Below are 21,650 nucleotides of genomic sequence, written 5' to 3' on the forward strand. Positions count from 1 at the left end.
GGCTTGATGGTGATGGTATTCATGTCTTCGGAAATCTCAACCGGGAACTCGGTCGTGTAATAGTTGCCGGCATTTTCCTGATTGTAAGCGCAGAGTACCAGTGTGCTGTACCAGTCGGCTACAGGATCGACATAACGCAGATAGTCCTGACCGTTGTCTGCATAGCGGGTGGTGATGACAGATACGCTGTCGCGGTTGTTCTGGTCTTTGGCTATCTTGAAGAACAACTTGGGACCGTAGTCGCGGAAGAGTTCGTCAGTGCTGTAAGCCGAATATTCGGTAGACTGGAACAGATCCCAAGAAGTGGCAAGGGGTGAATTCCATTCGTCGTACGAGAATCCGGTAGCAACCAGGCAGTTCTGGTTTTTGTTTTTCTGGGTGTAGTAAGCGGCTCTTTCCTTGTATTCGTCGAAGCTGCTTTCTACCATCTCTTCAGCTTGTTCTTGAGTCTTGCCGGAAGTGATGAAATAGTTCACCAGTGTCTCTTTCACGTCGCTGGGCAGGGTAGATACCTGTTCGGGACCTGCTGCGATAGTGACGGGCATTGTAACTGTACCGCTGCCGTATGCGCTTTCCATGGTAGCTGTCCAGTTACCCAGCAGTTTGCTGAAGAGTTCGCTGTTCACAGGTTCTTCGGGTATCAATGCGGCCGATGTGCTGCGGCAGCCGTCCTCTTCATAGAAGAGTTTGGTCTTTTCGTCTACATTGTAAGACTCTAATACCAGCCAGGTTTCAGTTTCATCTATAGAGCTGAAACATAAATCGTAACCTTCAGGGCTGTTGACTCCATCAAGTACGCTTGCATCGGTAATCATTACGCCGTACATGGAAATCATGCTGGCGATATTTTCTTCCAAATCGGTACCTGTCAGGCCGTTCAAAGTCGGACACCAGTCTTTCGTGTAGTTACACAGGTATTTGAATCCGGCACAATCAGCGTTAGGAGCCTTGATGTTGAAGCAAACCTGATAAGGGTTGCTGATTTGTTTCGGTGTGATTTCCAGTTCTACAGCAGGTTTGTCCGATTCAATGGCTTGGATGCCTTCCAGTTTGTGGAATGATTGTACGGTACCTTCTGAATTGTAGATGGCGGTGATATAGAGCGTGTAAGTCTTTCCTTTTTCAATCGGATAAGGGAGCTGTTGTACGCCGTCGTAGATGCTTCCATAAAGCAGCAGCGAAGCTTGCAGTCCGTCTTCACCTCCGAATGAATCCAGATATAACTCTTTGTCATCGTCAGCAACCATTACGACAGCATATTGCATGATGTCATCTGTCGGAGTCAGGGTAATAAGGGCAGTCTGTTCCGTGATGCGGTCGATGGTGGCCATCACTTCACCTTTTCCTAAGGTAGCCTGTTGGGTGAAGAGCATGGTCTTGGCATAAAGGCCGTTGAATGAGCACCAATCGTTAGAGGGCTTTTCTTCAGTATATTCCTTCACATTGGGCAGGGTAGAGAGCAGGATACCCGGGTCGCCACCTTCTCCTTCAGAATATTCTACGAATGCATCGGTAGAACCGTCTTCGCCACATTGGCTGACGAAGATCACATAACCAGTTCCCGGATGAACCTCGTACGGATAAGCATCGGCGCTGTAGTCTCCTTCGTTCAGAGCTCCTTGGTAGGCGTTGGCTCCGTTCTCAATGGTGATGGTTTGCGGGCCTTTGTAGCGCGGGCTTTGCATTCCGTATCCGGCCATGGTCCAATCTACATCGGTACGGCCGAACTGCATCTGGTAGTTGATGTAGGTTTCATAGTCAATGAAGTTCACCATGTAATATACGTCCTCGGGGACTTCTACGTGGATTGTCGTAGAGAACATCTCGGTCTTTACGACGCTTACCATTTGCGTGTATCCGGGTGTTGTGATTACCTGAGAATGAATGTTGTATTCGTTACCTACCTTGAAGATGAAGAATACGGTGTAGGTCTTGTTGCCTTCCAGGCCCGTTACGGTTTCCTGGGCAGTGTCGCCTGTTACGGTAACAATTGTTCCGTCTTCTTGGGCTTCGGCATAAACGACTACCGGATCCGGTTCGGTAGCATTGGCTCCCTCAACAACTTTGTAAACATAGGACTCTGCGCCTTTCGTTTGCAGGTTGAAAGTAGCCGAGGTCGCAAAAATAGCATCCGAGGACGGAGCTTGTACTCCAGTGGTGGATGAGGTGGCATCATCGGAGTCATCAGAACAACTCCACATTCCGCAGGCTAAAACAAGCAAGCTCAGCAGGAATGAACACAGATAGAATTTTCTCATAAAAATTAATTTAGTTGATTTTGTAAAAAGAATGTTGCAAGTTGTGTATCCTCCTTATTCTACATACTGTATACTGTAATGTCTTATGGTTCGTATTTTCATTTTGACGAACCATTCACATTCCCACCATTTTCTTGAATGAAGAAAACAGTGTTTTCGAAAAGTTATAGAATAAGGAAGAAGGTTTGTGGTTTCCTCACTTTTGAAAGAATGGAGGAAGTTTCCTATTTACAGTTCCTTCTCAAAAGGGAGGAACGGGCGACAGCATGAAGTTGTTACCAAGAACGGGATTATGATATAGGAATAAAAATGTGGCTGTGTCTTTGGACTCCGTCGGAGAATAGGAATGCAGGGCTGCCTGTTCGGGACAGCTTGTCATCTGGTGTGGAATCCTTATTGCATTAAGCATGTCTTGTTAACGGTTTAGTGAAAAGTTCTTAACTTTGCTGTATTTTGCCGGCAAAGGCATATATTATTTTTTATTAATAGTGATGAAATAGGATTTATTTTAAGCAAAACTCTGTTTTTTCGTTACGAAACGTAATTCTATTCCCTCATTGAGTTATGTATCGTTTGTTTTTGGGCAAGTACAATTGCTGTTTGATACCTGCTCCCCACTTCTATCGGTTCCCGCTTTTCACTCGTCAGGCTGTACAAGTGTCCATTAATTGAAGATATATATTCTGTAAAGGGACTGTAAATTAATCCTTTTTAACTACGAAACAATCGTAGCATCGGGAAGATGCTATAATTTTGTTGCGTTGGAATGTGACAAATCCGACTTGAGGAACGTCTATTAGAGAGAAACTGGAGACGGAATGCAGGAGTTCGTAGGAAATCCGGCATCCGCCCATAGGTAAACAAATATACAGAATAGTCAATAAACAGACGGCTTCGGTTCGGGCTTGCGGTTTGGAACGAAGCAGTCAAACAAACAAAAACAGGAAAAAGAGATGAGAACACGGATCATGGTGCTGCTGTGTATGCTGGCTGTTGCAGGGCTGGCGGCGGCACAGAACAAGGCGGTTTCCTCCTTTAATATAAAGGGAGTGCTGCTGGACTCGCTCACCCAGGAAGGTGAGCCTTACGCTACCATCAAAGTGATGAAGAAAGAAAATCCCCAAAAAGCGCTGAAAATGCTGGTAACTGACATGAACGGACGCTTCCGCGAGAAAGTGCCGGGTAAGGGACAATTCGTAATGACCATTACCTCGGTGGGCCGCACGCCCATCGTGAAAGAGTTCGACGTGAAGGCCGGACAAACGGAGGTGGACTTCGGCACGCTCTACATCACAGATGCCACCAATGAACTGGGACAGGTGGAAGTGGTAGCGCAGAAGCCGTTGGTGAAGGCCGATATAGACAAAATAGAATACAATGTGAAGGACGACCCCGACTCGGAGACCAACTCGCTGTTGGAGATGCTGCGCAAGGTGCCGCTGGTCACTGTGGACGGCGAGGACAACATCAAGGTGAACGGCAGCAGTTCGTTCAAGGTCTACGTGAACGGCAAGCCCAACAACATGATGAGCAACAACCCCACGGAGGTGCTGAAGAGCATGCCCGCCAACACCATCAAGCACATTGAAGTCATCACCAACCCCGGCCCCAAGTACGATGCAGAGGGTGTGGGCGGCATCCTGAACATTGTGACCGAGGGTGGCGGTTTTGAGGGCTATACCGTGACCCTGAGCGGCAACGCCAGCAATCGTGGAGCGGGTGGCGGCCTGTTTGGAACCATCCAGAGTGGAAAGGTGACGGTGAGCGCACGTTACAACTATAACTACAACGACTCTCCCCGCAGCTACATGGGCGGCAGCCAGCGTGCCACGGACACTTCGGCCTCGGTAGCCAACCTGGACTATGAAGGCAGCAGCAAAGGCAACGGTTCCTTCCAGTCGGGCAGTATGGAAGCCAGCTACGAGATTGACTCGCTCAACCTGATTTCGGCCTCCTTCGGCCTCTGGGGTGGAGGAAACAGCAGCAACGGCGGAAGCGCTTACTTGGGCACCAGTCCCGCTACGGGCGATTTGCTTTACCAATACACTACCGGCAGCCGGAGCAAGACATCGTGGTACTCCATAGATGGAGGCATCGACTACCAGCGCATGTCGCCCACAGTGGCAGGGCGTATGCTGACTCTTTCCTACAAAATCAACACCCGCCCACAGACTTCGGACGCATATTCCGAATACCACATCAACGAAGGATACAGTGCTGACTGGGCTGATTACCTGCGCCGTCTTGAGGATCAGCACAATGACGGCAACCAGAATACGACCGAGCATACCTGGCAGGCTGACTATACCACGCCCATCGGCAAGATGCACACTCTGGAGACGGGTGTGAAGTACATTCTGCGCAACAACTCCTCAGACAACGACCGCTACCTGCGCGCCGCAGCCGAAGGTGCCGACTACGAGTTCGACGAGGAATACAGTACTCACTACCGTCATCGCAACGACATCCTGGCCGCTTACTTAGGTTATGGACTGAAGTGGAAGAAACTTTCCGGTCGTTTGGGTGTGCGCTACGAACATACCATCGAAGATGTGAAATACCTGCTGGGCCGCGGCGACGACTTCCGCAAGAACTATGATGACGTGGTTCCCTCCGCCTCATTGGGCTGGAAGCTGACCGACCTGTCCAACCTGCGTATAGGTTACAACCTGCGCATCTACCGTCCCGGCATCTGGTATCTGAATCCTTATCTGGACGACAGCAGTCCTTCCAACCTCAGTCAGGGTAACCCCGAACTGGAGAGCGAGCACAGCCATGCTTTTGACCTTAGTTATAGCAACTTCACGCAGAAGTTTAACATCAACCTCTCCGCACGTTACTCGTTCACAAACAACAGCATCCAGTCCGTCACCAACCTGGTGTCTGAAAACGACATCCCCGACCTGTCCGAAGACAAGAAAACAGGTAAGGATGTGCTCTATACCACCTATCAGAACATAGGCAAGAGCCGTGACCTTAGCCTGAGCGGCTACGTCAACTGGAACGCTACGAAGGATACACGCATTTACGTCAACGCCTTCGGCAGCTATACCAACCTGAAGGGAGCCAACGGGCTGGAGAACGACGGATGGAGTTTCTTCGGTTACGGCGGGGCACAGCAAAGCTTCAAGCACGACTGGCGGTTGAGCCTGAACGTTTTCGGCCAGACACCGTGGATTATGTTGCAAGGCAAGGGTAGCAGCTTCTTCGGCTACAGTCTGAGTCTGAACAAATCGTTCATGGAACGTCGTCTTTCTCTCTCGGCCTTTGCCAACAACTTCCTGAAGAAGTACAACCGCTACGATTCGCATATAGAAGGTCAGGGGTTCGTGTATGATACGTGGAACAAATATCCGCAGATGCGTTTCGGTATCAGTGTCAGCTATCGTATTGGTGAACTGCGAGCCAGTGTCAAGAAGGCTGTACGCACCATCAGCAATGACGATGTAAAGAGCGGCGACAGCAGTAGCGGTGGTTCGGGAGTTGGAGGCGGAGAGTGACGTACCGCAAAACGGGATGCTTGCAGCCGGCAAGAACCGTGCAAGTGTCCAGCAAGAATCAATACATGACAAGAGTGCATCAACATGCAGACGGGGCTTTTGAAGGTAATCTTTGCCACAATTGCCCCGTTTGCTTAAAAAGGAACAAATAGCTGTCCTGCCTTTTCAGTCGGCCAAGGCAAGCGTCAGCACACTGATACGTATCCCCTCCAATCCAGCAAAGGCATCGGCACAGGCCGTCGTAGTGGCACCGGTGGTAAGCACGTCGTCCACTATCAGGATATGTTTGTTCTCGAACAGTTGCGGGCGAAGGAGACGGAAGTTACCTTCCATATTCTCCCAACGCTCAAAGGCCGACTTATGTGTCTGTGACTCTGTATGTCGGATGCGCACCACCAATGCAGTCTCTACCGGAATACCTGTCACAGACGACAAACCTTCGGCTATGCACAAGCTTTGGTTGTAGCCGCGCTCCTGCTGTCGGCGTGGATGCAGCGGGACGGGAACTATCACGTCTATCCCCTCAAAAAAGCCCGATGGAAGCAGTTCGGCAGCCATGAAGCGCCCCATGACCCGGCCAAGTTCCTGCTTACCTTTGTATTTCAACTTATATAGAATATTCTTGAAACCGCTTCCCTTCTGATAAAAGAAATAGGAAGTGGCACGTTCCAGACTGAAACGTCCCCAAAACATCTGCTCCACGGGATTGTCCGCCTGCCTATGAAAGTTGGTGCGGGGCATGTCCATATTGCACTTCATGCAAATGCCCTCCTCCCCCTCGCCCAACAGGGTGCCGCACACGGCACAGCGGGAGGGAAGAAACAATCGCCACAAGGCAAGGCCCCACTCAGCAAACAGATTGTTCATAGTTGATACAGAGGGGGGGGCAGAAAGGCATCCGCTCCTGTACCAGTTCCAACACTTGCGGGTGAAGCTGGCCATTGGTAGCCACAATATGGTGTCCCTCGAGGAAACGGTCACTGCCGTAAAAGTCCGTCACGCGGCCACCGGCCTCCTGCACCATCAGAGCCGCGGCCGAGAAGTCCCACTTCCCGATGAAGGCTTCGAGCCAGGCATCAAATCGTCCCGCGGCGACATAACAGATGGCCAACGCGGCCGAACCGTTCATGCGGATACCCGCTACTCGGCCGTAAAGGCAGTGGATGAGGTGTTCGCCAGTGGGACCATACAGTTCGGCGTTATAAGGCAGTTCGGCAACCACAAACGCGTCTTCCATGCGCTGCACAGTTGACACGTGCATCGCTGCTCCGTCCAGATAGGCTCCACCGCCCTGCCAGGCATAGAAGCACTCGTCGCGGCAAGGGTCATAGACCACGCCCAGCAGCAGCGAGTCGCGATTGCGCAGAGCGATGCTGACACAGTAGGGCGCATTGTCGTGGATGTAGTTGGTAGTGCCGTCCAGCGGGTCGACCACCCAGCAGTAGGGCTCGTCGTGATAGTCGGCAGAGCCTTCTTCGGTGATGAAGCCCGCTTCGGGCAGGAGTTGGCTGAGAGCGGCCACAATCTGCCGCTCGGACTCACGGTCTACGTACGACACGTAGTCGTGGGCATGTTTTGTCTGCACGGCTTCCAGTCTGAAACTCTTGCGTTCCGCTTTCAGGAAATGTCCCGCCTCGCGGGCAATGTGGCAGACCGATGCTGTCAGTTCTTTCAAGTTTTCCATCATTGATTGTCTGTTTGGGGTCATTCGGCAGTCGGTTCCGCCTCTTCATACATCTGTTTTCCGCCGTGCGCCACCGTCCAACGCCCATTCTTCAGGCAAGCGGTTCTGGCATCGTCACCGTCCGCCGTCCACACGCTGCCGCCCGCCTCCAGCGTGCGGCGTTCCAGAATCTCGTTCGGCATGCCTTCCTGCGAAAAGAACAGTTCCAGGCGTGCCGAGTCCGGGCTGAGGACCAGGTAAAGAAAGTCTTCGCCGCCGGCTTCCTGCAAACGCACTCCGGCTTCCCAAAGACGGATGCAGTCCTGCCGCACTTCGCTCCAGATGTAGCCCGCCGAAGCAATGCATCCGTGTTCGTCACGGTCGGCACCCGTTCGGGTCTGCCCAGACTGCTTACTGTCCTTGCCGCCACAGGCGGCCAGTGACAGGATGATACTACAGGCCCATCCGGCCACTAAAATTTTTCTGATGTTCATCTTGTTTCGTTTATGACGTATTAGAAATTCTTACAATTCATGCCCTCCGTACAGTTTCCGTGCTATCCAGGCACACGCCTCTGCATCGGCCAAGGCGTTGTGGTGGCGTTCCAGCTCGTAACCACAGCAAGCGGCCACCGTGTGAAGCTGGTAGTTGGGCAGCCCCTTCAGGCAGCGGCGGGCAGCCTGCAAGGTACAGAAGAAGGAATAGTCGGGATAATCCATGCAGTAGACCCTGAACACTGCCTTCAGGCAACTTTCGTCGAAAGGCTTGTTGTGGGCCACCAGCGGCAGGCCCTCGATGCGCGGCGCAATCTCCTGCCACACCTGCGGGAAGAGGGGCGCCCGTGCCGTATCGGCCAGGGTGAGGCCGTGTACGCGGGTGTTCCAATAAGTGTAATACTCCGGTTCGGGACGTATCAGGCTATAGTAGCTGTCCACGAATTCGCCGCCGCGCACCACGACCACACCCACGCTGCACACGCTGCAACGTTGTTCGTTGGCCGTTTCAAAGTCAATGGCGGCAAAGTCAGTCAGGGTTCCAAGCAATGTTTCTGCTCTCATATATCCTTCTTTTTCTACGGGAGGGAAGGGGATGCGTTTGTTCCCACTTTCTGTACCACGTCCAAAGATAGGAAGAAAAAGGAAAAAGAAGTATGAAAATGCGGTTTGTTAACATTTCGGTCATAAAACATCCGTCAAAATTGGGTAAAGTAGCCGGCGCATACTATCTTTGTCCCTGCATACCAACGATTACAAATCATGGAACATCCACTCTCCCAATTCAGATATTGTCCGAAATGCGGTTCAGACCGTTTCGATATACACAACGTCAAGTCCAAGCAATGCGCAGACTGCGGCTTTGTCTATTACTTCAATCCCTCATCGGCCACCGTAGCCCTCATCCTGAACGAACGGAACGAACTGCTGGTCTGCCGCCGGGGAAAAGAACCCGCCAAAGGCACTCTCGACCTGCCCGGCGGCTTCGTGGACATGTCCGAGACCGGCGAGGAAGGAGTGATGCGCGAAGTGAAGGAGGAAACGGGCATGGACGTAACCCGTGCCGAATATCTCTTCTCGCTGCCCAACATCTACGTCTATTCCGGCTTCCCCGTCCACACGCTGGACATGTTCTTCCGCTGCACCGTTCAAGACCTGCACCACTTCCATGCCATGGACGATGCCGCCGATGCCTTCTTCCTGCCGCTGAAGGACATCCGTCCCGAAGCATTCGGCCTCGGCTCCATACGCGAGGGGGTGAAAAAGTTTCTGAGCGCCTACACCGAATCCGGCACAATACAGGACTGAATATCCTAAAAAAGCCAAACGAATGAAACAATATCGCCCTAAATATCATATTTTTGTCAAATATCTGTTCCAAATCATTCAAAATGAAAGACAAACTCTCCCGAATATTGTGCACGGCACTCTGCCTCACACCGCTGCTCGCCTCGGCACAGAACAGCGAGAAAAAGACTTCCCCCGACCGGCTCTTTCAGGAAGGACAAGCCCTGTTCCGGCAGAAAGCCTTCCCGGCTTCCCTGACACCCCTGCAAGCCTATCTTGAACAAATGCGGAAAGTGGGCAATCCCCTGCCTGCCACCGGCAACATCGAAGAGGCGGAATACATGCTGGTGTGTGCCCAGTACGAACTGCACAGCCCCAACAGCACCGCCCTGCTGCTGGAGTTTCTGGAAGAGAACCCCGACACGCCCCATGCCAACCGCATCCATGCGCTGATAGCTTCCAACTACTTCTATGAAGGCGACTACGACGCAGCCCTGGCCCGCTTCCAGGCCGCGCGCCTCGACCGTCTGGGCAACGAGGAGCGCGACGACATGACCTACCGTCTGGCCACCTGCTACCTGAAGACAGGCAACGTGAAGGAAGCCGCCGTCTGGTTCGAGACGCTGCGCGAGGTCAGCGACAAGTATGCCGCCGACTGCACCTACTACCTCTCCTACATCCGCTACACACAGAAGCAGTACGACGATGCCCTGCAAGGCTTCCTCTCCTTACAGGAAGACAGCAAGTACCGTGCACTGGTTCCCTACTATATTGCCGAAATCTACCTGGCCAAGCAGAACTATGACAAGGCCGAGATTGTGGCTCAGAACTATCTGTCGGCCTACCCCGACCACGAATATACGGCCGAGATGTACCGCGTGCAGGGAACTGCCGACTACCACGCCGGCAAGTACCAGGAAGCCATGAATGCACTGGAACAGTACCGGAAAGAGACAGGCGACCCGGACTGCCGCCGCGACGCCCTCTACATGCTGGGCATCTCCTGCTACGAATGCGGTGTCTATACGGAAGTGCCCGCCACGCTGGGCGAAGTGACCACCGAAGATGATGCCCTCACACAGAACGCCTGGCTGCACATCGGTCTGGCCAGCCTGCAGCTGGACGACCGCAACAAGGCCCGCATGGCCTTCGAGCAGGCATCCATCTCCGATGCCGACCTCAAGGTAAAGGAACAGGCGGCCTACAACTACGCCCTCTGCATCCACGAAACGTCCTACTCCGCCTTTGGCGAGTCGGTGACCGTGTTCGAGAAGTTCCTGAACGAGTTCCCCAACTCGCAGTATGCCGACCAGGTGAGCGGCTATCTGGTAGAAGTTTATATGAATACCCGCAGCTACGACGCTGCCCTCACCTCCATCGAGCGCATTGCCCACCCCGGCAAGGCCATTCTGGAGGCCAAGCAGAAGATACTCTTCCAGCTGGGAACACAAAGCTTTGCCAACACGCAGTTTGAGGAAGCCGTGGGCTACTTCAACCGCAGCGTGGAGCTGGGCCAGTACAACCTGCTCACCAAGGCCGAAGCCCTCTACTGGCGCGGCGAGTCCTACTACCGGCTGAACCGCATGCAGGAGGCTGCCCGCAACTTCACCGACTACCTGGCCCTCACGCCGCAGAAGAATACGGAGATGTACCCGCTGGCCCACTACAACCTGGCCTACATCGCCTTCCATGCCAAGGACTATGCCACCGCGCAAAGCCGCTTCATGCAGTTCGTGCAGTTGCAGAAGGGCGACAACGCCGCCATCCTGGCCGATGCCTACAACCGCATAGCCGACTGCTACCTGCACAACCGCCGCTTCGACGAAGCCCGCCAGTACTACACCCGCGCCGAAAGCCTCGGGACCGCCTCGGGCGACTATTCCTACTACCAGCTGGCTCTGGTGTCGGGCTTGCAGAAGGACTACGCAGGCAAGGTGCAGCTGCTGGACCGCCTGGCCGAGGAATACCCCAACTCGCCCTACGCCGTCAACTCCCTCTACGAGAAAGGCCGCTCCTACGTGCAGACGGGCAACAGCCGTCAGGCCATCGCCACCTTCCGCGAGTTGCTGGACAAGTATCCCGAAAGCCCCGTCAGCCGCAAGGCCGCTGCCGAAATCGGTCTGCTCTACTACCAGAACGACGATTACAACCAGGCCATCGAAGCCTACAAATACGTAGTCACCCAATATCCGGGCAGCGAAGAGGCACGCCTGGCCATGCGCGACCTGAAATCCATCTACGTGGACGCCAACCGGGTGGACGAATTTGCCGCCCTGGCCGCACAGATGCCGGACGCCATCCGCTTCGAGCCCAGCGAGCAGGACTCACTGACCTACATCGCCGCCGAGAAGGTCTACATGAAAGGCGAGACAGCCCCGGCCAAGGAGAGCTTCGCCCGCTACCTGCAAAGCTATCCCACGGGAGCCTTCAGCCTGAACGCCCACTACTACCTCTGCGTGATAGGCAAGGAGCAGAAGGACAACAAGGCCGTGATGGAACATGCCGAGAAACTGCTGGAATATCCCGACAACCCCTACTCCGAAGAAGCGCTGCTGATGCACGGCGAAATTCTGTTCAACGACGGAGCCTACGACCGCGCCATGGCCGACTACAAGAAACTGCAGGCCAAGGCCTCCACGGCCGAACGCCGCCGACTGGGTGCCACGGGCGTGCTGCGCTGCGCCGCCCTGCTGAAGGACGACACGGAGACCATCCACGCCGCCACCGCCCTGCTGGCCGAGGCCAAGCTGTCGCCCGAGCTGCGCAGCGAAGCCCTCTACTACCGCGCCAAGGCCTACCTGAACCAGCAGGCCACCCAGAAAGCCATGGACGACCTGCAACAGCTGGCCAAGGACACCCGCACGCTCTACGGGGCAGAAGCCAAGTACCTGGTGGCACAGCAGCTCTACAACGCCGCCGAATATGCCGCCGCCGAGAAAGAGATTCTCGACTTCATCGACCAGAGCACACCCCATGCCTACTGGCTGGCCCGCAGCTTCATCCTCCTGTCCGACGTCTACGTGGCCATGGACAAGAAGCTGGATGCACGCCAGTACCTGCTCAGCCTGCAACAGAACTACCAGGCCGACGACGACATTGCAGGCATGATTGAAGAACGGCTGGAAAAGCTGAAATAGTATTTACGAGTCTACGCAACCGGAAAGAAATATGAAACAGATGACATACATACTCGGAGGAGCCCTCCTGATGACGCTCGCTCTTCCGGCCCAAGCCCAGAAACAAGTGAACGACACCACCGTAAACCGCACGGTGGTGGTGGAGCAGGAATACAACCCCGACATCATGGACGCCACGAAGGTGAACGTGCTGCCGCGGGTGGAAGAACCTGCCGTAAGCAAGAAGGAAGTGAAGTATGACGCCACCCTGGTGCCTGCCCGCAACGTGCCCGCACCCGTCATGCAGGCCTTCAGCGGAAAGGAGGCCCGCGAAAAGGCCAATCCCGGCTATGCCCGCCTGGGCTACGGCATCAACGGCAATCTGGACGCCGTGGCCGACTATCAGTTCGCCACCTCCGAAAACGGACGCCTCCATGTAGGCTTCGGCATGGACGGAGCGGACGCCAAGCTGGACATGGGCGAAGGCGTGGAAAAATGGCGCTCGTTCTATTACCGCACCCGGGCCGTAGTGGACTACCGGCATCTCTTCCGCAACCTGGAGCTGGACCTCGCCGGCAACTTCGGACTGAGCAACTTCAACCTCATGCCCTTCCTGAGCGACAGCAAGCAGAAGTTCACCTCGGGCAGCTTCCACGCCGGCATCCGCAACAAGAACAGCGAACTGCCGCTCGACTATCGCATCGAGACCAACCTGCTGCTCTACCAGCGCCAGCACGACCCTGCCGCCGACGGACTGCAGGAGACACTGATACGCACCTTGGGCGAAGTGGGCGGAGCCATCTCCGACGAGCAGTCCGTCAACATAGCCTTTGCCATGGACAACGCCTTCTACCAGAAAGGCGGCTTCAAGAACGTCACCTCCATCGGGCTGAACCCCTACTACCTGATTGACGGCGAAAGCTGGATGCTGCACCTGGGCGCCCATGTCGACATGGCCTTCGGCTTCGGCAAACAGTTCCGCGCCGCCCCCGACATCCGGGCAGAGTACACCTTTTCGGACAGCTACGTGCTCTATGCACAGGCTACCGGAGGCAAGCTGCAGAACGACTTCCGCCGCCTGGAAAGCTACACCCCCTACAGCCAGTTGGGACAACAGCTCGATGCTACCTACGAACAACTGAATGCAGCCCTCGGCTTCAAGGCCAGCCCCACCGACGGACTTTGGTTCAACCTCTACGGCGGATACCAGAACCTGCGCAACGACGTGTTCAGCCTGTGGTATTCCACCCTGACCGAAGAAGAACTGCTGCTGGCCCAGCAGCACACATCCAATGTCTATGCCGGAGCCGAAATCAGATACAGTTACAAGGACCTGTTCGGAATCACCGCCTCGGGCGTGTACCGCAACTGGGACACTTCCGGCGACAGTGCATACGGCAAGCTGGAAGTGCTCGCCTTCAAACCTGCTTTCGAAGCCGGTCTCCAGGCCGATGTCAACCCCATCCCGTCCGTGCGCCTTTCGCTGGGCTACAACTATGTGTCGCGCACCAAAGTGGACGGTGTACAGGCCGACCCCGTCAGCAACCTCTATCTGCACGGCAGCTACGAGCTGTTCAAGGACATCCTTCTCTACGCACGCCTCAACAACCTGCTCAACCAGGACTACCAGTACTACGAGGGTTGTCCGGCACAAGGTTTCAGCCTGATGGGCGGCGTAGCCTTCCGTTTCTAGGCAGATAATGGAAAAAGTCTGGCCAAAAAAAGACTTTTTTGCTAAAATCTTCCTTATATTATAAGGTGGTAAATTGGTTTTTTTCTACTTTTGCGGGCAAAACTTGTGGCGGGCGTCACTACTAAAACTAAAACCTATGCAAAAGAATCTTGTCATTGTCGAATCTCCGGCAAAAGCCAAAACGATTGAGAAGTTCTTGGGTAAGGACTTCAAAGTACTCTCCAGTTACGGACACATACGCGATCTGAAGAAGAAAGAATTCAGCATCGACATCGAAAAAGACTTTACGCCGCACTACGAAATTCCGGCAGACAAGAAGAAAGTGGTAGCCAACCTGAAAGAAGAAGCCGAAAACGCCGAAACCGTATGGCTGGCTTCCGATGAGGACCGCGAGGGAGAAGCCATCGCATGGCACCTGTACGAAGTCCTGAAGCTCAAGCCGGAGCATACCAAACGCATCGTCTTCCACGAAATCACCAAAGGGGCCATCCTGAAAGCCATCGAAAACCCGCGCCAGATAGACCTCAACCTGGTGGATGCCCAGCAGGCACGCCGCGTGCTGGACCGCATCGTGGGCTTCGAGCTCTCGCCCGTACTGTGGAAGAAGGTGAAACCCGCCCTCTCTGCCGGCCGGGTACAGTCAGTGGCCGTGCGCCTCATCGTGGAACGCGAACGCGAGATACAAGCCTTCCAGAGCGAAGCCTCCTACCGCGTCACCGCCGTATTCCTGGTGCCCGACGCCAACGGGAAAATCACGGAAATGAAAGCCGAACTGGGACGCCGCATCAAGACCAAGGCCGAAGCACAGAAATTCCTGGAAAGCTGCAAGGAAGCCACCTTCAGCATCGGCAACATCACCACCCGTCCGCTGAAGAAAAGCCCCGCAGCCCCCTTCACCACCTCGACCCTGCAACAGGAAGCCGCACGCAAGCTGGGCTTCACCGTGGCACAGACCATGATTGTGGCACAGAAACTGTATGAATCGGGAAACATCACCTACATGCGTACCGACTCCGTCAACCTCTCCGAATATGCCATCAACAGCAGCAAGGAAGCCATCGGCCAGCTGATGGGCGAACGTTACGTACACCCCCGGCACTACGCCACCAAGACCAAAGGCGCACAGGAAGCGCACGAAGCCATCCGCCCCACGGACATGAGCAAGGCCAAGATTGAAGGGAACTCACAGGAGAAAAGGCTGTACGACCTCATCTGGAAGCGCACCATCGCCTCTCAGATGGCCGACGCCGAAGTAGAGAAAACCACCGCCACCATCAGCATCAGCAAGAACACAGATACCTTCAGCGCCACCGGCGAAGTGGTGAAGTTCGACGGTTTCCTGCGCGTCTACCGCGAATCCTACGACGACGAAGCGGAACAACAGGAAGACAGCGAAACCACCAATCTCCTGCCCCCGCTGAAGAAAGGACAACAGCTGCAATGCCAGGACATCGTGGCCACCGAACGCTTCACCCAGCACCCGCCCCGCTACACCGAAGCCAGTCTGGTGCGCAAGCTGGAAGAACTGGGCATCGGACGTCCGTCTACCTACGCCCCCACCATCTCCACCATCCAGCAGCGCGAATACGTGGAAAAAGGAGACAAGGCAGGCTACGAGCGAAGCTACAACATACTGACCCTGCAAGGAGGCCAGATAACCGACACCACCCACACCGAAATGACCGGAGTGGAGAAAGCCAAACTGCTGCCCACCGACACGGGCACCGTGGTGAACGACTTCCTGATGGAATACTTCCCCACCATCCTCGACTATAACTTTACGGCCAGCGTCGAAAAGCAGTTCGACGAGATAGCCGAAGGCGAAAAGCAGTGGACTTCCATCCTGAAAGCCTTCTACAAGGACTTCCATCCGTCTGTAGAGAGCACCCTGGCCACCAAGAGCGCCCACAAGGCCGGCGAACGCATGCTGGGTACCGACCCTGCCAGCGGCAAGCAGGTCTCCGTCAAGATAGGCCGCTTCGGTCCCGTAGCCCAAATCGGCACTGCCGAAGATGAAGAGAAGCCCCGCTTCGCACAGCTGAAGAAGAACATGTCCATCGAGACCGTTACCCTGGAGGAAGTGCTGGAGCTCTTCAAGCTGCCGCGAACCCTGGGCGAACACGAAGGCAAAACCGTCACCGTAGGTGCCGGACGTTTCGGCCCCTACGTCCACTACAACAACCTCTACGTGTCGCTGCCTAAAGGCTCCGACCCTCTCAGCATTACGCTGGAGGAAGCGCTGGAACTGATTAAGGCCAAAGAAGAAGCCGAAGCGCAAAGACACCTGAAGAAGTTTGACGAAGAACCCGAACTGGAGATTCTCAACGGCCGCTACGGCCCCTACATCTCCTACAAGGGCAACAACTACAAGATTCCCAAAGACATTGTTCCGCAAGACCTCAGCCTGAAGTCGTGCATGGACCTCATCAAGCTGCAGAGCGACCCCGACAAGCCCAAGACGCGCAGGGGGAAGTCGGCGAAGAAGGCATAAAGACAATTAGGAAACCGACAGATATAATCCAGGCACGGATTACACAAACTATCCCGGAAAGGTTGTAGGGACGCACCACGGTGCGTCCACGTATCCATCCACTTCCGTGATATTCTGTGTAATCCGTGCCTGTTTTTATACCTGCGTGTATGCGGACGCACCGTGGTGCGTCCCTACAACGCAATCCGTGTAATTCTTTCTTTCAGTACCGCTCTGCACCAGCCTGCCTGCAAGCCGTATTCATCGTACACTCCAGGCATAGGCTGATGCGTTCTTCAATCCTTACCGGCCTTGGTTTACATCCGCTCCGGCACCTCGATGCCCAGCAGGCCCATGCCCAGGCGGACTACCTTGCCTACCTCGCGCGAAAGGGCGAGGCGGAACACCTTGACGTCGGCATTCTCTTCGCGCAGAATGCTGAAGTCGTGGTAGAACTGGTTGTACTCCTTCACCAGGTCGTAGCAGTAGTTGGCTATGACGGAGGGACTGTAGTCCTCGCCCGCCTGCTTCACCACGCCGGCAAAGTCGGCAATCATCTGTACCAGGCCCTCCTCCTTCGTGCTCAGCTCGATGCCCGGATGCAGTTGTTCGGGAATGGCGATGCCTGCCTCGGCCGCCTTGCGCAGCACGGACTGGATGCGGGCGTAGGTGTATTGGATGAAAGGCCCCGTGTTTCCGTTGAAGTCGATGGACTCCTTGGGATTGAACGTCATGTTCTTGCGCGCGTCCACCTTCAGGATGAAGTACTTCAACGCACCCAGACCGACGATGCGGGCAATGTCGTCCGCCTCGGCCTGCGTCAGGCCGTCCAGCTTGCCCAGTTCGCCGCTGGTCTCCTTGGCGGTCTCTATCATTTCGGCCATCAGGTCGTCGGCGTCCACCACCGTGCCCTCGCGGCTCTTCATCTTGCCTTCGGGCAGTTCCACCATGCCGTAGGAGAAGTGTACCAGGCTCTTGCCCCACTCGAATCCCAGACGGTCCAGCAGGATGGACAGCACCTGGAAGTGGTAGTTCTGTTCGTTGCCCACCACGTAAATCATCTTGTCGATGGGATAGTCGGAGAAGCGCTGTTCGGCGGTGCCGATGTCCTGCGTCATGTAGACCGATGTGCCGTCGGCACGGAGCAGCAGCTTGTGGTCGAGGCCCTCGCCCGTCAGGTCGGCCCACACGGAGCCGTCTTCCTTGCGGTAGAACAGGCCTTTGTCCAGTCCTTCGAGCACCTTTTTCTTGCCTTCCAGATAGGTGTTGGACTCGTAATATATCTTGTCGAAGCTGACGCCCATCAGCTTGTAGGTCTCGTCGAAGCCGGCATAGACCCAGTCGTTCATCTTCTGCCAGAGGGCACGCACCTCGGGGTCGCCTGCCTCCCACTTCACCAGCATCTCGCGGGCTTCCTTCATCAGGGGCGATTCGGCTTCGGCCTTCGCCTTGGCCTCTTCCTCGCTCATGCCTTCGGCCTGATACTTGGCCATCAGTTCCTTCACCTCGGCCTTGTAGTGCTTGTCGAAAGCCACGTAGTAGTCGCCGATGAGGTGGTCACCCTTCTTGCCGCTGGACTCGGGCGTCTCGCCGTTGCCATACTTCAGCCAGGCCAGCATGGACTTGCAGATGTGGATGCCGCGGTCATTGACGATGTTGGTCTTTACCACGCGGTTGCCGTTGGCGGCAATGATGTTGGCCAGCGCGTTGCCCAGCAGGTTGTTGCGCACGTGCCCCAGGTGGAGGGGTTTGTTGGTGTTGGGCGACGAGTATTCTATCATCACCAGCGGCGAGCGGTCTGTGGCGGCGGTCAGGCCGTAGTTGGGGTCGGCCTGCACGGCGTTAAGCAGCTCAATCCACGCCGACGAGGCGATGGTGAGGTTCAGGAAGCCCTTGATGACGTTGAACTTCGCCACCAGTTCGGGTTCGTTGGCCAGCAGGTATTCGCCAATCTCCTGCGCCGTCTGCTCGGGACCTTTCCGTGACATGCGCAGGAAGGGGAAAACCACCAGCGTCAGGTGGCCTTCAAATTCTTTCTTGGTCTTTTGCAACTGCACCTGTGCGGCAGGCACTTCCTGTCCGTAGAGTGCTTTCAGCCCGTCCATAACGGACTGTGCCAGTTTCTGTTCTATATTCATAGTGTAGCAATTTTGTTCTCGTGCCGCAAAGGTATAAAAAATTCAGGGAATGAGAAAGGGAATCCCGCCCGAGGCACGCAAGTGTTGTCCGCGGAGGATGCTTGCATTGTCCGCAGACCGTGCAAGCATCCTCCGCGCACCGTGCAAGCGTCGTCCGGAAAGCCTCCGGAGACTTCCCCCGTCTGTTATACACACGACTTTCCGAAGATGCGTTTCACGCCTTCACACCGGCTGATACACAAAGCGTTGCCGTGAACTCTCAGGCTTCACGGTGAAACAAGGGCTTTCTCCACCAACATGGGATAAGTGCGTTCTGCATTCATCACATATTCCCAGCCAAAGTCGGAAATGCCCTCCAAAGCATCGTTCATGGCCGAAATGGCATCAGTCCAGGTTACATCTCCTATCTTGGTGGAATAAGTGGAGTTGTTTTTATTACACAACTCTTCGGTAAGGCTGTTGATGCTTTCTACATAACAGGCTGAAATGTTATAAGAATATAGATTTCCAAAATCCAAATGACAATAAGAACTGCCGGAAACCGAACCACGGAAGAAACAAGAAACAACAGTACCGCCGTTAACCGTCCCCGCGATACCGCCAATATTGGACGAACTGCCGGAAACCGAACCGGTGGCATAACTGCCCTGAAGACTGCCGCTGTTTTCTCCCACAATTCCTCCTACATACATGTTTCCTATTACCTGAACGTCTATTGCCTGACAGGCAGAAACCGTACCGTTATTGTAGCCCACCAGACTGCCGACAGGAAAGCCTTCTGAAGTGGCAGTCACCACCGGACTCTCAAGGATAAGGTTCTTCAAGACACCATCTGTATCCAGGCAACCGATAAATCCCACTCCATCGCCCGACGAGGCTTCGATATTCAGCCCTCGGATGGTGTGTCCCGCACCGTCGAAAGTTCCAGTGTATTCAGTATCAGCGTCATAATCGCCCACCGGTGTCCAGTTGTTCTCGCCCGTCAGGGTGATGTCTCTGGCCAGGATGCAGTTGGTTGCAGGGGCAGAGGCTGCGGCCTCTGCCCATTCTTTCAGCCCCTCGGCATCGTAGACGATATAGGTGCCTTCTACGATTTTATATGAAACATTCTCTGCCTGGTTGTCCGACGGGAAATCGGTTCCGGGAGTGTTCCACCCGCCGACGGTCACTTCATCTGCCACCTCCAGCCTATCCTTGCCCACCCGCAGGTTCATGGCATAGGCACAGCCGTTCTGCAAACCGCCGTCGACCAAGCCCGTGGAGGGAACCGTAAAGGCATATTTCTTTCCGTCAGAGAGGACGGCTTCCAGCATTCTGGCACCGGCCTTCTGCCCGTCACCCGGCTGGAAGATGGCGGTGAAGGAGAAGGAGCCTCCGGCTTCCTTGTACATCGCAATGTCCTGCATCGCAGCGCCGCCGGCAGCGGCTACGGTGGAGCAGTCTTCCTCGCCGCCGGCCGCCAGCGACAGCGTCACCCGGTCTGTGGTCTGCATCAGCTTCAGAGACTGCACGCTGACGTCGTCACCCAGCTGCGCACCCAGTTGGATGTTCACCGTCAGCTTCACCAGCCGATGGGTGAAGCGGATGGGGAGCGCCTTCTCCGCCGTGAGGCCGCTGAGCGGGACGAACCCGTCTGCGGCGTAGCTCAGCAAATCGGCAGCGAGGGTGCCGCCCGTCTGGTCGGCGGGTATCGCAAAGGTCACCGTCTGCTCCGTCGCCTCGTCGCAATAGGGGGCATAGGCATAGACGGCGCACGAGGTCGTGGAACCTTTCCAATACATCGGCTCCTCCGGGTTCCATCCGTCTGCCCCCTGTTCCCATTTGACGTTACGCTTTGTACAGGCATCGCCGTCGCCATAGTCCAGGAAAAGGCCCAGCGAGGTGCCCTCATATTCGGCATCGGCACGGGTGAGCAGCTCACCGACCGCAGGCGCAATGCGCATCCGGCCGTCGTCGGAATAGCGGGAGGCGGATGTCATCCGGCCGCCGTCCTCCTGACAGGCGGTCAGTAGGGCCAGCAGGAACAGGAAGCTGTATATCAGTCTATATTTCATGTCACGGCAGGTTATGTTCATTGGTTATTGGTCATTGCACCTATTGGGGAAAGGACGGACGTGCGTCCGGCGGTGCTCCCGCCCACAATCAGGTTCAGGGTGTACACCTTGCCGCTGTCAAACGTCATATCCTGCTCCAACGTCCATTCGTAATACGAGTCCGCCATCAGGAAACCGACAGTGAACTGCGAGGCCTTCACCGTCTGCGGCACAAGGAGTGCGCTGTACAGGGCCTGCGCTCCGCCGCCGTCCGGACCCACAACGTATTCCGCCCGAAGAGGAATGAGGCTTGCCGCAGCACCGGCCGTTCCCCATTGGTTACTCAACAGATTGAAATTGCGGCTGAGCGAAACACCTTCGAGCCGGAGGTCGCTCACCGGATTTTCATCGGCATCGGTATTGCTTAGGTCCAGGACTATGTTCACCCGGCTGCACAAGTGCCGCAACTCCACGGGCAGCTTGCCGCCGACAAGGCCGGTGGCCGGATTGACCTCGTGGGGAGCGGTATAGAGGTAATCGCTGGCCGCGAAGTCCGCTTCCGCGCTTTGGTCGGCCTCCACCTCCACCGCTGCCTCGTTGCCGAAGTCCGTCACGGGCAGTGTGGTGGCGGTGACGTTGACCGGAGTGGTGCCGTCGGCCCACAGCATGGTCAGGGGCTCGGAAGGATTGCCGTCGGCCACGGGCCGATAAGCCTCCCACGAACCGTTTTCTTTCTGCATCAGCGCCGTATAGGTATATGCTTCGTCCTGTTTGTTTTCAATATGGAGGCAGAAGCGGGTGAGCGAGGCGGCCGTCATGCCTTCGCCTCCGGCTCGCGTGAAGGGCTCCGCCACCGCGGCAGACACCCGTATTACCCCATCGGCCGGAAGCGGAGATACCACAACCGGCTCTCCGCCGTCGGTACAGGCTGCCGACAAGAAAAGCGCCCATGCAATGACTATCAGTTCTTTCAGTCTCATATTCTGTCTTCCACCGTC

At 55.4% G+C, this 21,650-nt stretch carries 13 protein-coding genes; 5 read left to right on the plus strand and 8 right to left on the minus strand.

Annotation, left to right across the window (positions count from 1 at the left end; all coding sequences use genetic code 11):
• A partial coding sequence (locus Q1Y74_RS02710; protein WP_300812185.1) for a hypothetical protein occupies nt 1-2,258 on the minus strand: 2,258 nt, incomplete at its 3' end.
• Between the two features lie 953 nt (nt 2,259-3,211).
• On the opposite strand from Q1Y74_RS02710, the gene Q1Y74_RS02715 reads away from it, so the two are divergent.
• Complete coding sequence (locus Q1Y74_RS02715) at nt 3,212-5,758, plus strand: TonB-dependent receptor (RefSeq protein ID WP_300812186.1); 2,547 nt, start codon at nt 3,212-3,214, stop codon at nt 5,756-5,758.
• Between the two features lie 165 nt (nt 5,759-5,923).
• Here the strand turns inward: Q1Y74_RS02715 and Q1Y74_RS02720 are convergent, their stop codons facing one another.
• The 4 genes from Q1Y74_RS02720 to Q1Y74_RS02735 are packed head-to-tail and all read right to left on the minus strand — an operon-like array spanning nt 5,924 to nt 8,452.
• Complete coding sequence (locus Q1Y74_RS02720; RefSeq protein ID WP_300812187.1) at nt 5,924-6,625, minus strand: phosphoribosyltransferase family protein; 702 nt, start codon at nt 6,623-6,625, stop codon at nt 5,924-5,926.
• Nucleotides 6,606-7,442: an inositol monophosphatase family protein gene (locus Q1Y74_RS02725; RefSeq protein WP_300812206.1), complete on the minus strand. Its 837-nt coding sequence runs from the start codon at nt 7,440-7,442 to the stop codon at nt 6,606-6,608. The genes Q1Y74_RS02720 and Q1Y74_RS02725 overlap by 20 nt, the downstream gene beginning before the upstream one ends.
• Before the next feature lie 20 nt (nt 7,443-7,462).
• The gene (locus tag Q1Y74_RS02730; RefSeq protein WP_300812188.1) at nt 7,463-7,915 is read right to left on the minus strand and encodes a hypothetical protein; all 453 of its coding nucleotides are present in this window, start codon (nt 7,913-7,915) and stop codon (nt 7,463-7,465) included.
• A 30-nt stretch (nt 7,916-7,945) separates the two neighbouring features.
• The gene (locus tag Q1Y74_RS02735; RefSeq protein WP_300812207.1) at nt 7,946-8,452 is read right to left on the minus strand and encodes a 3'-5' exonuclease; all 507 of its coding nucleotides are present in this window, start codon (nt 8,450-8,452) and stop codon (nt 7,946-7,948) included.
• Between the two features lie 225 nt (nt 8,453-8,677).
• On the opposite strand from Q1Y74_RS02735, the gene Q1Y74_RS02740 reads away from it, so the two are divergent.
• The 4 genes from Q1Y74_RS02740 (at nt 8,678) to topA (ending at nt 16,502) form a co-directional block, all read left to right on the plus strand.
• Complete coding sequence (locus Q1Y74_RS02740; protein ID WP_300812189.1) at nt 8,678-9,223, plus strand: NUDIX domain-containing protein; 546 nt, start codon at nt 8,678-8,680, stop codon at nt 9,221-9,223.
• A gap of 83 nt (nt 9,224-9,306) precedes the next feature.
• The gene (locus Q1Y74_RS02745; RefSeq protein WP_300812190.1) at nt 9,307-12,339 is read left to right on the plus strand and encodes a tetratricopeptide repeat protein; all 3,033 of its coding nucleotides are present in this window, start codon (nt 9,307-9,309) and stop codon (nt 12,337-12,339) included.
• Between the two features lie 31 nt (nt 12,340-12,370).
• On the plus strand, nt 12,371-14,011 hold the full coding sequence (locus Q1Y74_RS02750) for a TonB-dependent receptor (protein ID WP_300812191.1): 1,641 nt from the start codon (nt 12,371-12,373) through the stop codon (nt 14,009-14,011).
• Nucleotides 14,012-14,147: 136 nt separating this feature from the next.
• Complete coding sequence (gene topA / locus Q1Y74_RS02755) at nt 14,148-16,502, plus strand: type I DNA topoisomerase (RefSeq protein ID WP_300812192.1); 2,355 nt, start codon at nt 14,148-14,150, stop codon at nt 16,500-16,502.
• 296 nt (nt 16,503-16,798) lie between these two features.
• Here topA and argS read toward each other — a convergent pair whose 3' ends face one another.
• The 3 genes from argS to Q1Y74_RS02770 all read right to left on the minus strand — a co-directional run bounded on the left by argS (nt 16,799) and on the right by Q1Y74_RS02770 (nt 21,632).
• A complete protein-coding gene (gene argS, locus Q1Y74_RS02760) occupies nt 16,799-18,619 on the minus strand; it encodes an arginine--tRNA ligase (RefSeq protein WP_300812193.1) in 1,821 nt (606 codons plus the stop codon).
• A gap of 266 nt (nt 18,620-18,885) precedes the next feature.
• Nucleotides 18,886-20,694 carry a fimbrillin family protein gene (locus Q1Y74_RS02765; RefSeq protein WP_300812194.1) on the minus strand — a complete coding sequence of 603 codons (1,809 nt, stop codon included), beginning with the start codon at nt 20,692-20,694 and terminating at the stop codon, nt 18,886-18,888.
• The gene (locus tag Q1Y74_RS02770; RefSeq protein WP_300812195.1) at nt 20,691-21,632 is read right to left on the minus strand and encodes a fimbrillin family protein; all 942 of its coding nucleotides are present in this window, start codon (nt 21,630-21,632) and stop codon (nt 20,691-20,693) included. Before Q1Y74_RS02770 ends, Q1Y74_RS02765 begins: the two co-directional genes overlap by 4 nt.
• Between the last annotated feature and the right edge of the window lie 18 nt (nt 21,633-21,650).

It is taken from the genome of uncultured Bacteroides sp., assembly GCF_949298305.1.
Taxonomy (GTDB): Bacteria; Bacteroidota; Bacteroidia; order Bacteroidales; family Bacteroidaceae; genus Bacteroides.

Coding starts and splice junctions, on each gene's coding strand:
- Q1Y74_RS02715 (WP_300812186.1), top strand. CDS start 3,212: ATGAGAACACGGATCATGGTGCTGCTGTGTATGCTGGCTGTTGCAGGG.
- Q1Y74_RS02720 (WP_300812187.1), bottom strand. CDS start 6,625: ATGAACAATCTGTTTGCTGAGTGGGGCCTTGCCTTGTGGCGATTGTTT.
- Q1Y74_RS02725 (WP_300812206.1), bottom strand. CDS start 7,442: ATGGAAAACTTGAAAGAACTGACAGCATCGGTCTGCCACATTGCCCGC.
- Q1Y74_RS02730 (WP_300812188.1), bottom strand. CDS start 7,915: ATGAACATCAGAAAAATTTTAGTGGCCGGATGGGCCTGTAGTATCATC.
- Q1Y74_RS02740 (WP_300812189.1), top strand. CDS start 8,678: ATGGAACATCCACTCTCCCAATTCAGATATTGTCCGAAATGCGGTTCA.
- Q1Y74_RS02745 (WP_300812190.1), top strand. CDS start 9,307: ATGAAAGACAAACTCTCCCGAATATTGTGCACGGCACTCTGCCTCACA.
- Q1Y74_RS02750 (WP_300812191.1), top strand. CDS start 12,371: ATGAAACAGATGACATACATACTCGGAGGAGCCCTCCTGATGACGCTC.
- topA (WP_300812192.1), top strand. CDS start 14,148: ATGCAAAAGAATCTTGTCATTGTCGAATCTCCGGCAAAAGCCAAAACG.
- argS (WP_300812193.1), bottom strand. CDS start 18,619: ATGAATATAGAACAGAAACTGGCACAGTCCGTTATGGACGGGCTGAAA.
- Q1Y74_RS02765 (WP_300812194.1), bottom strand. CDS start 20,694: ATGAACATAACCTGCCGTGACATGAAATATAGACTGATATACAGCTTC.
- Q1Y74_RS02770 (WP_300812195.1), bottom strand. CDS start 21,632: ATGAGACTGAAAGAACTGATAGTCATTGCATGGGCGCTTTTCTTGTCG.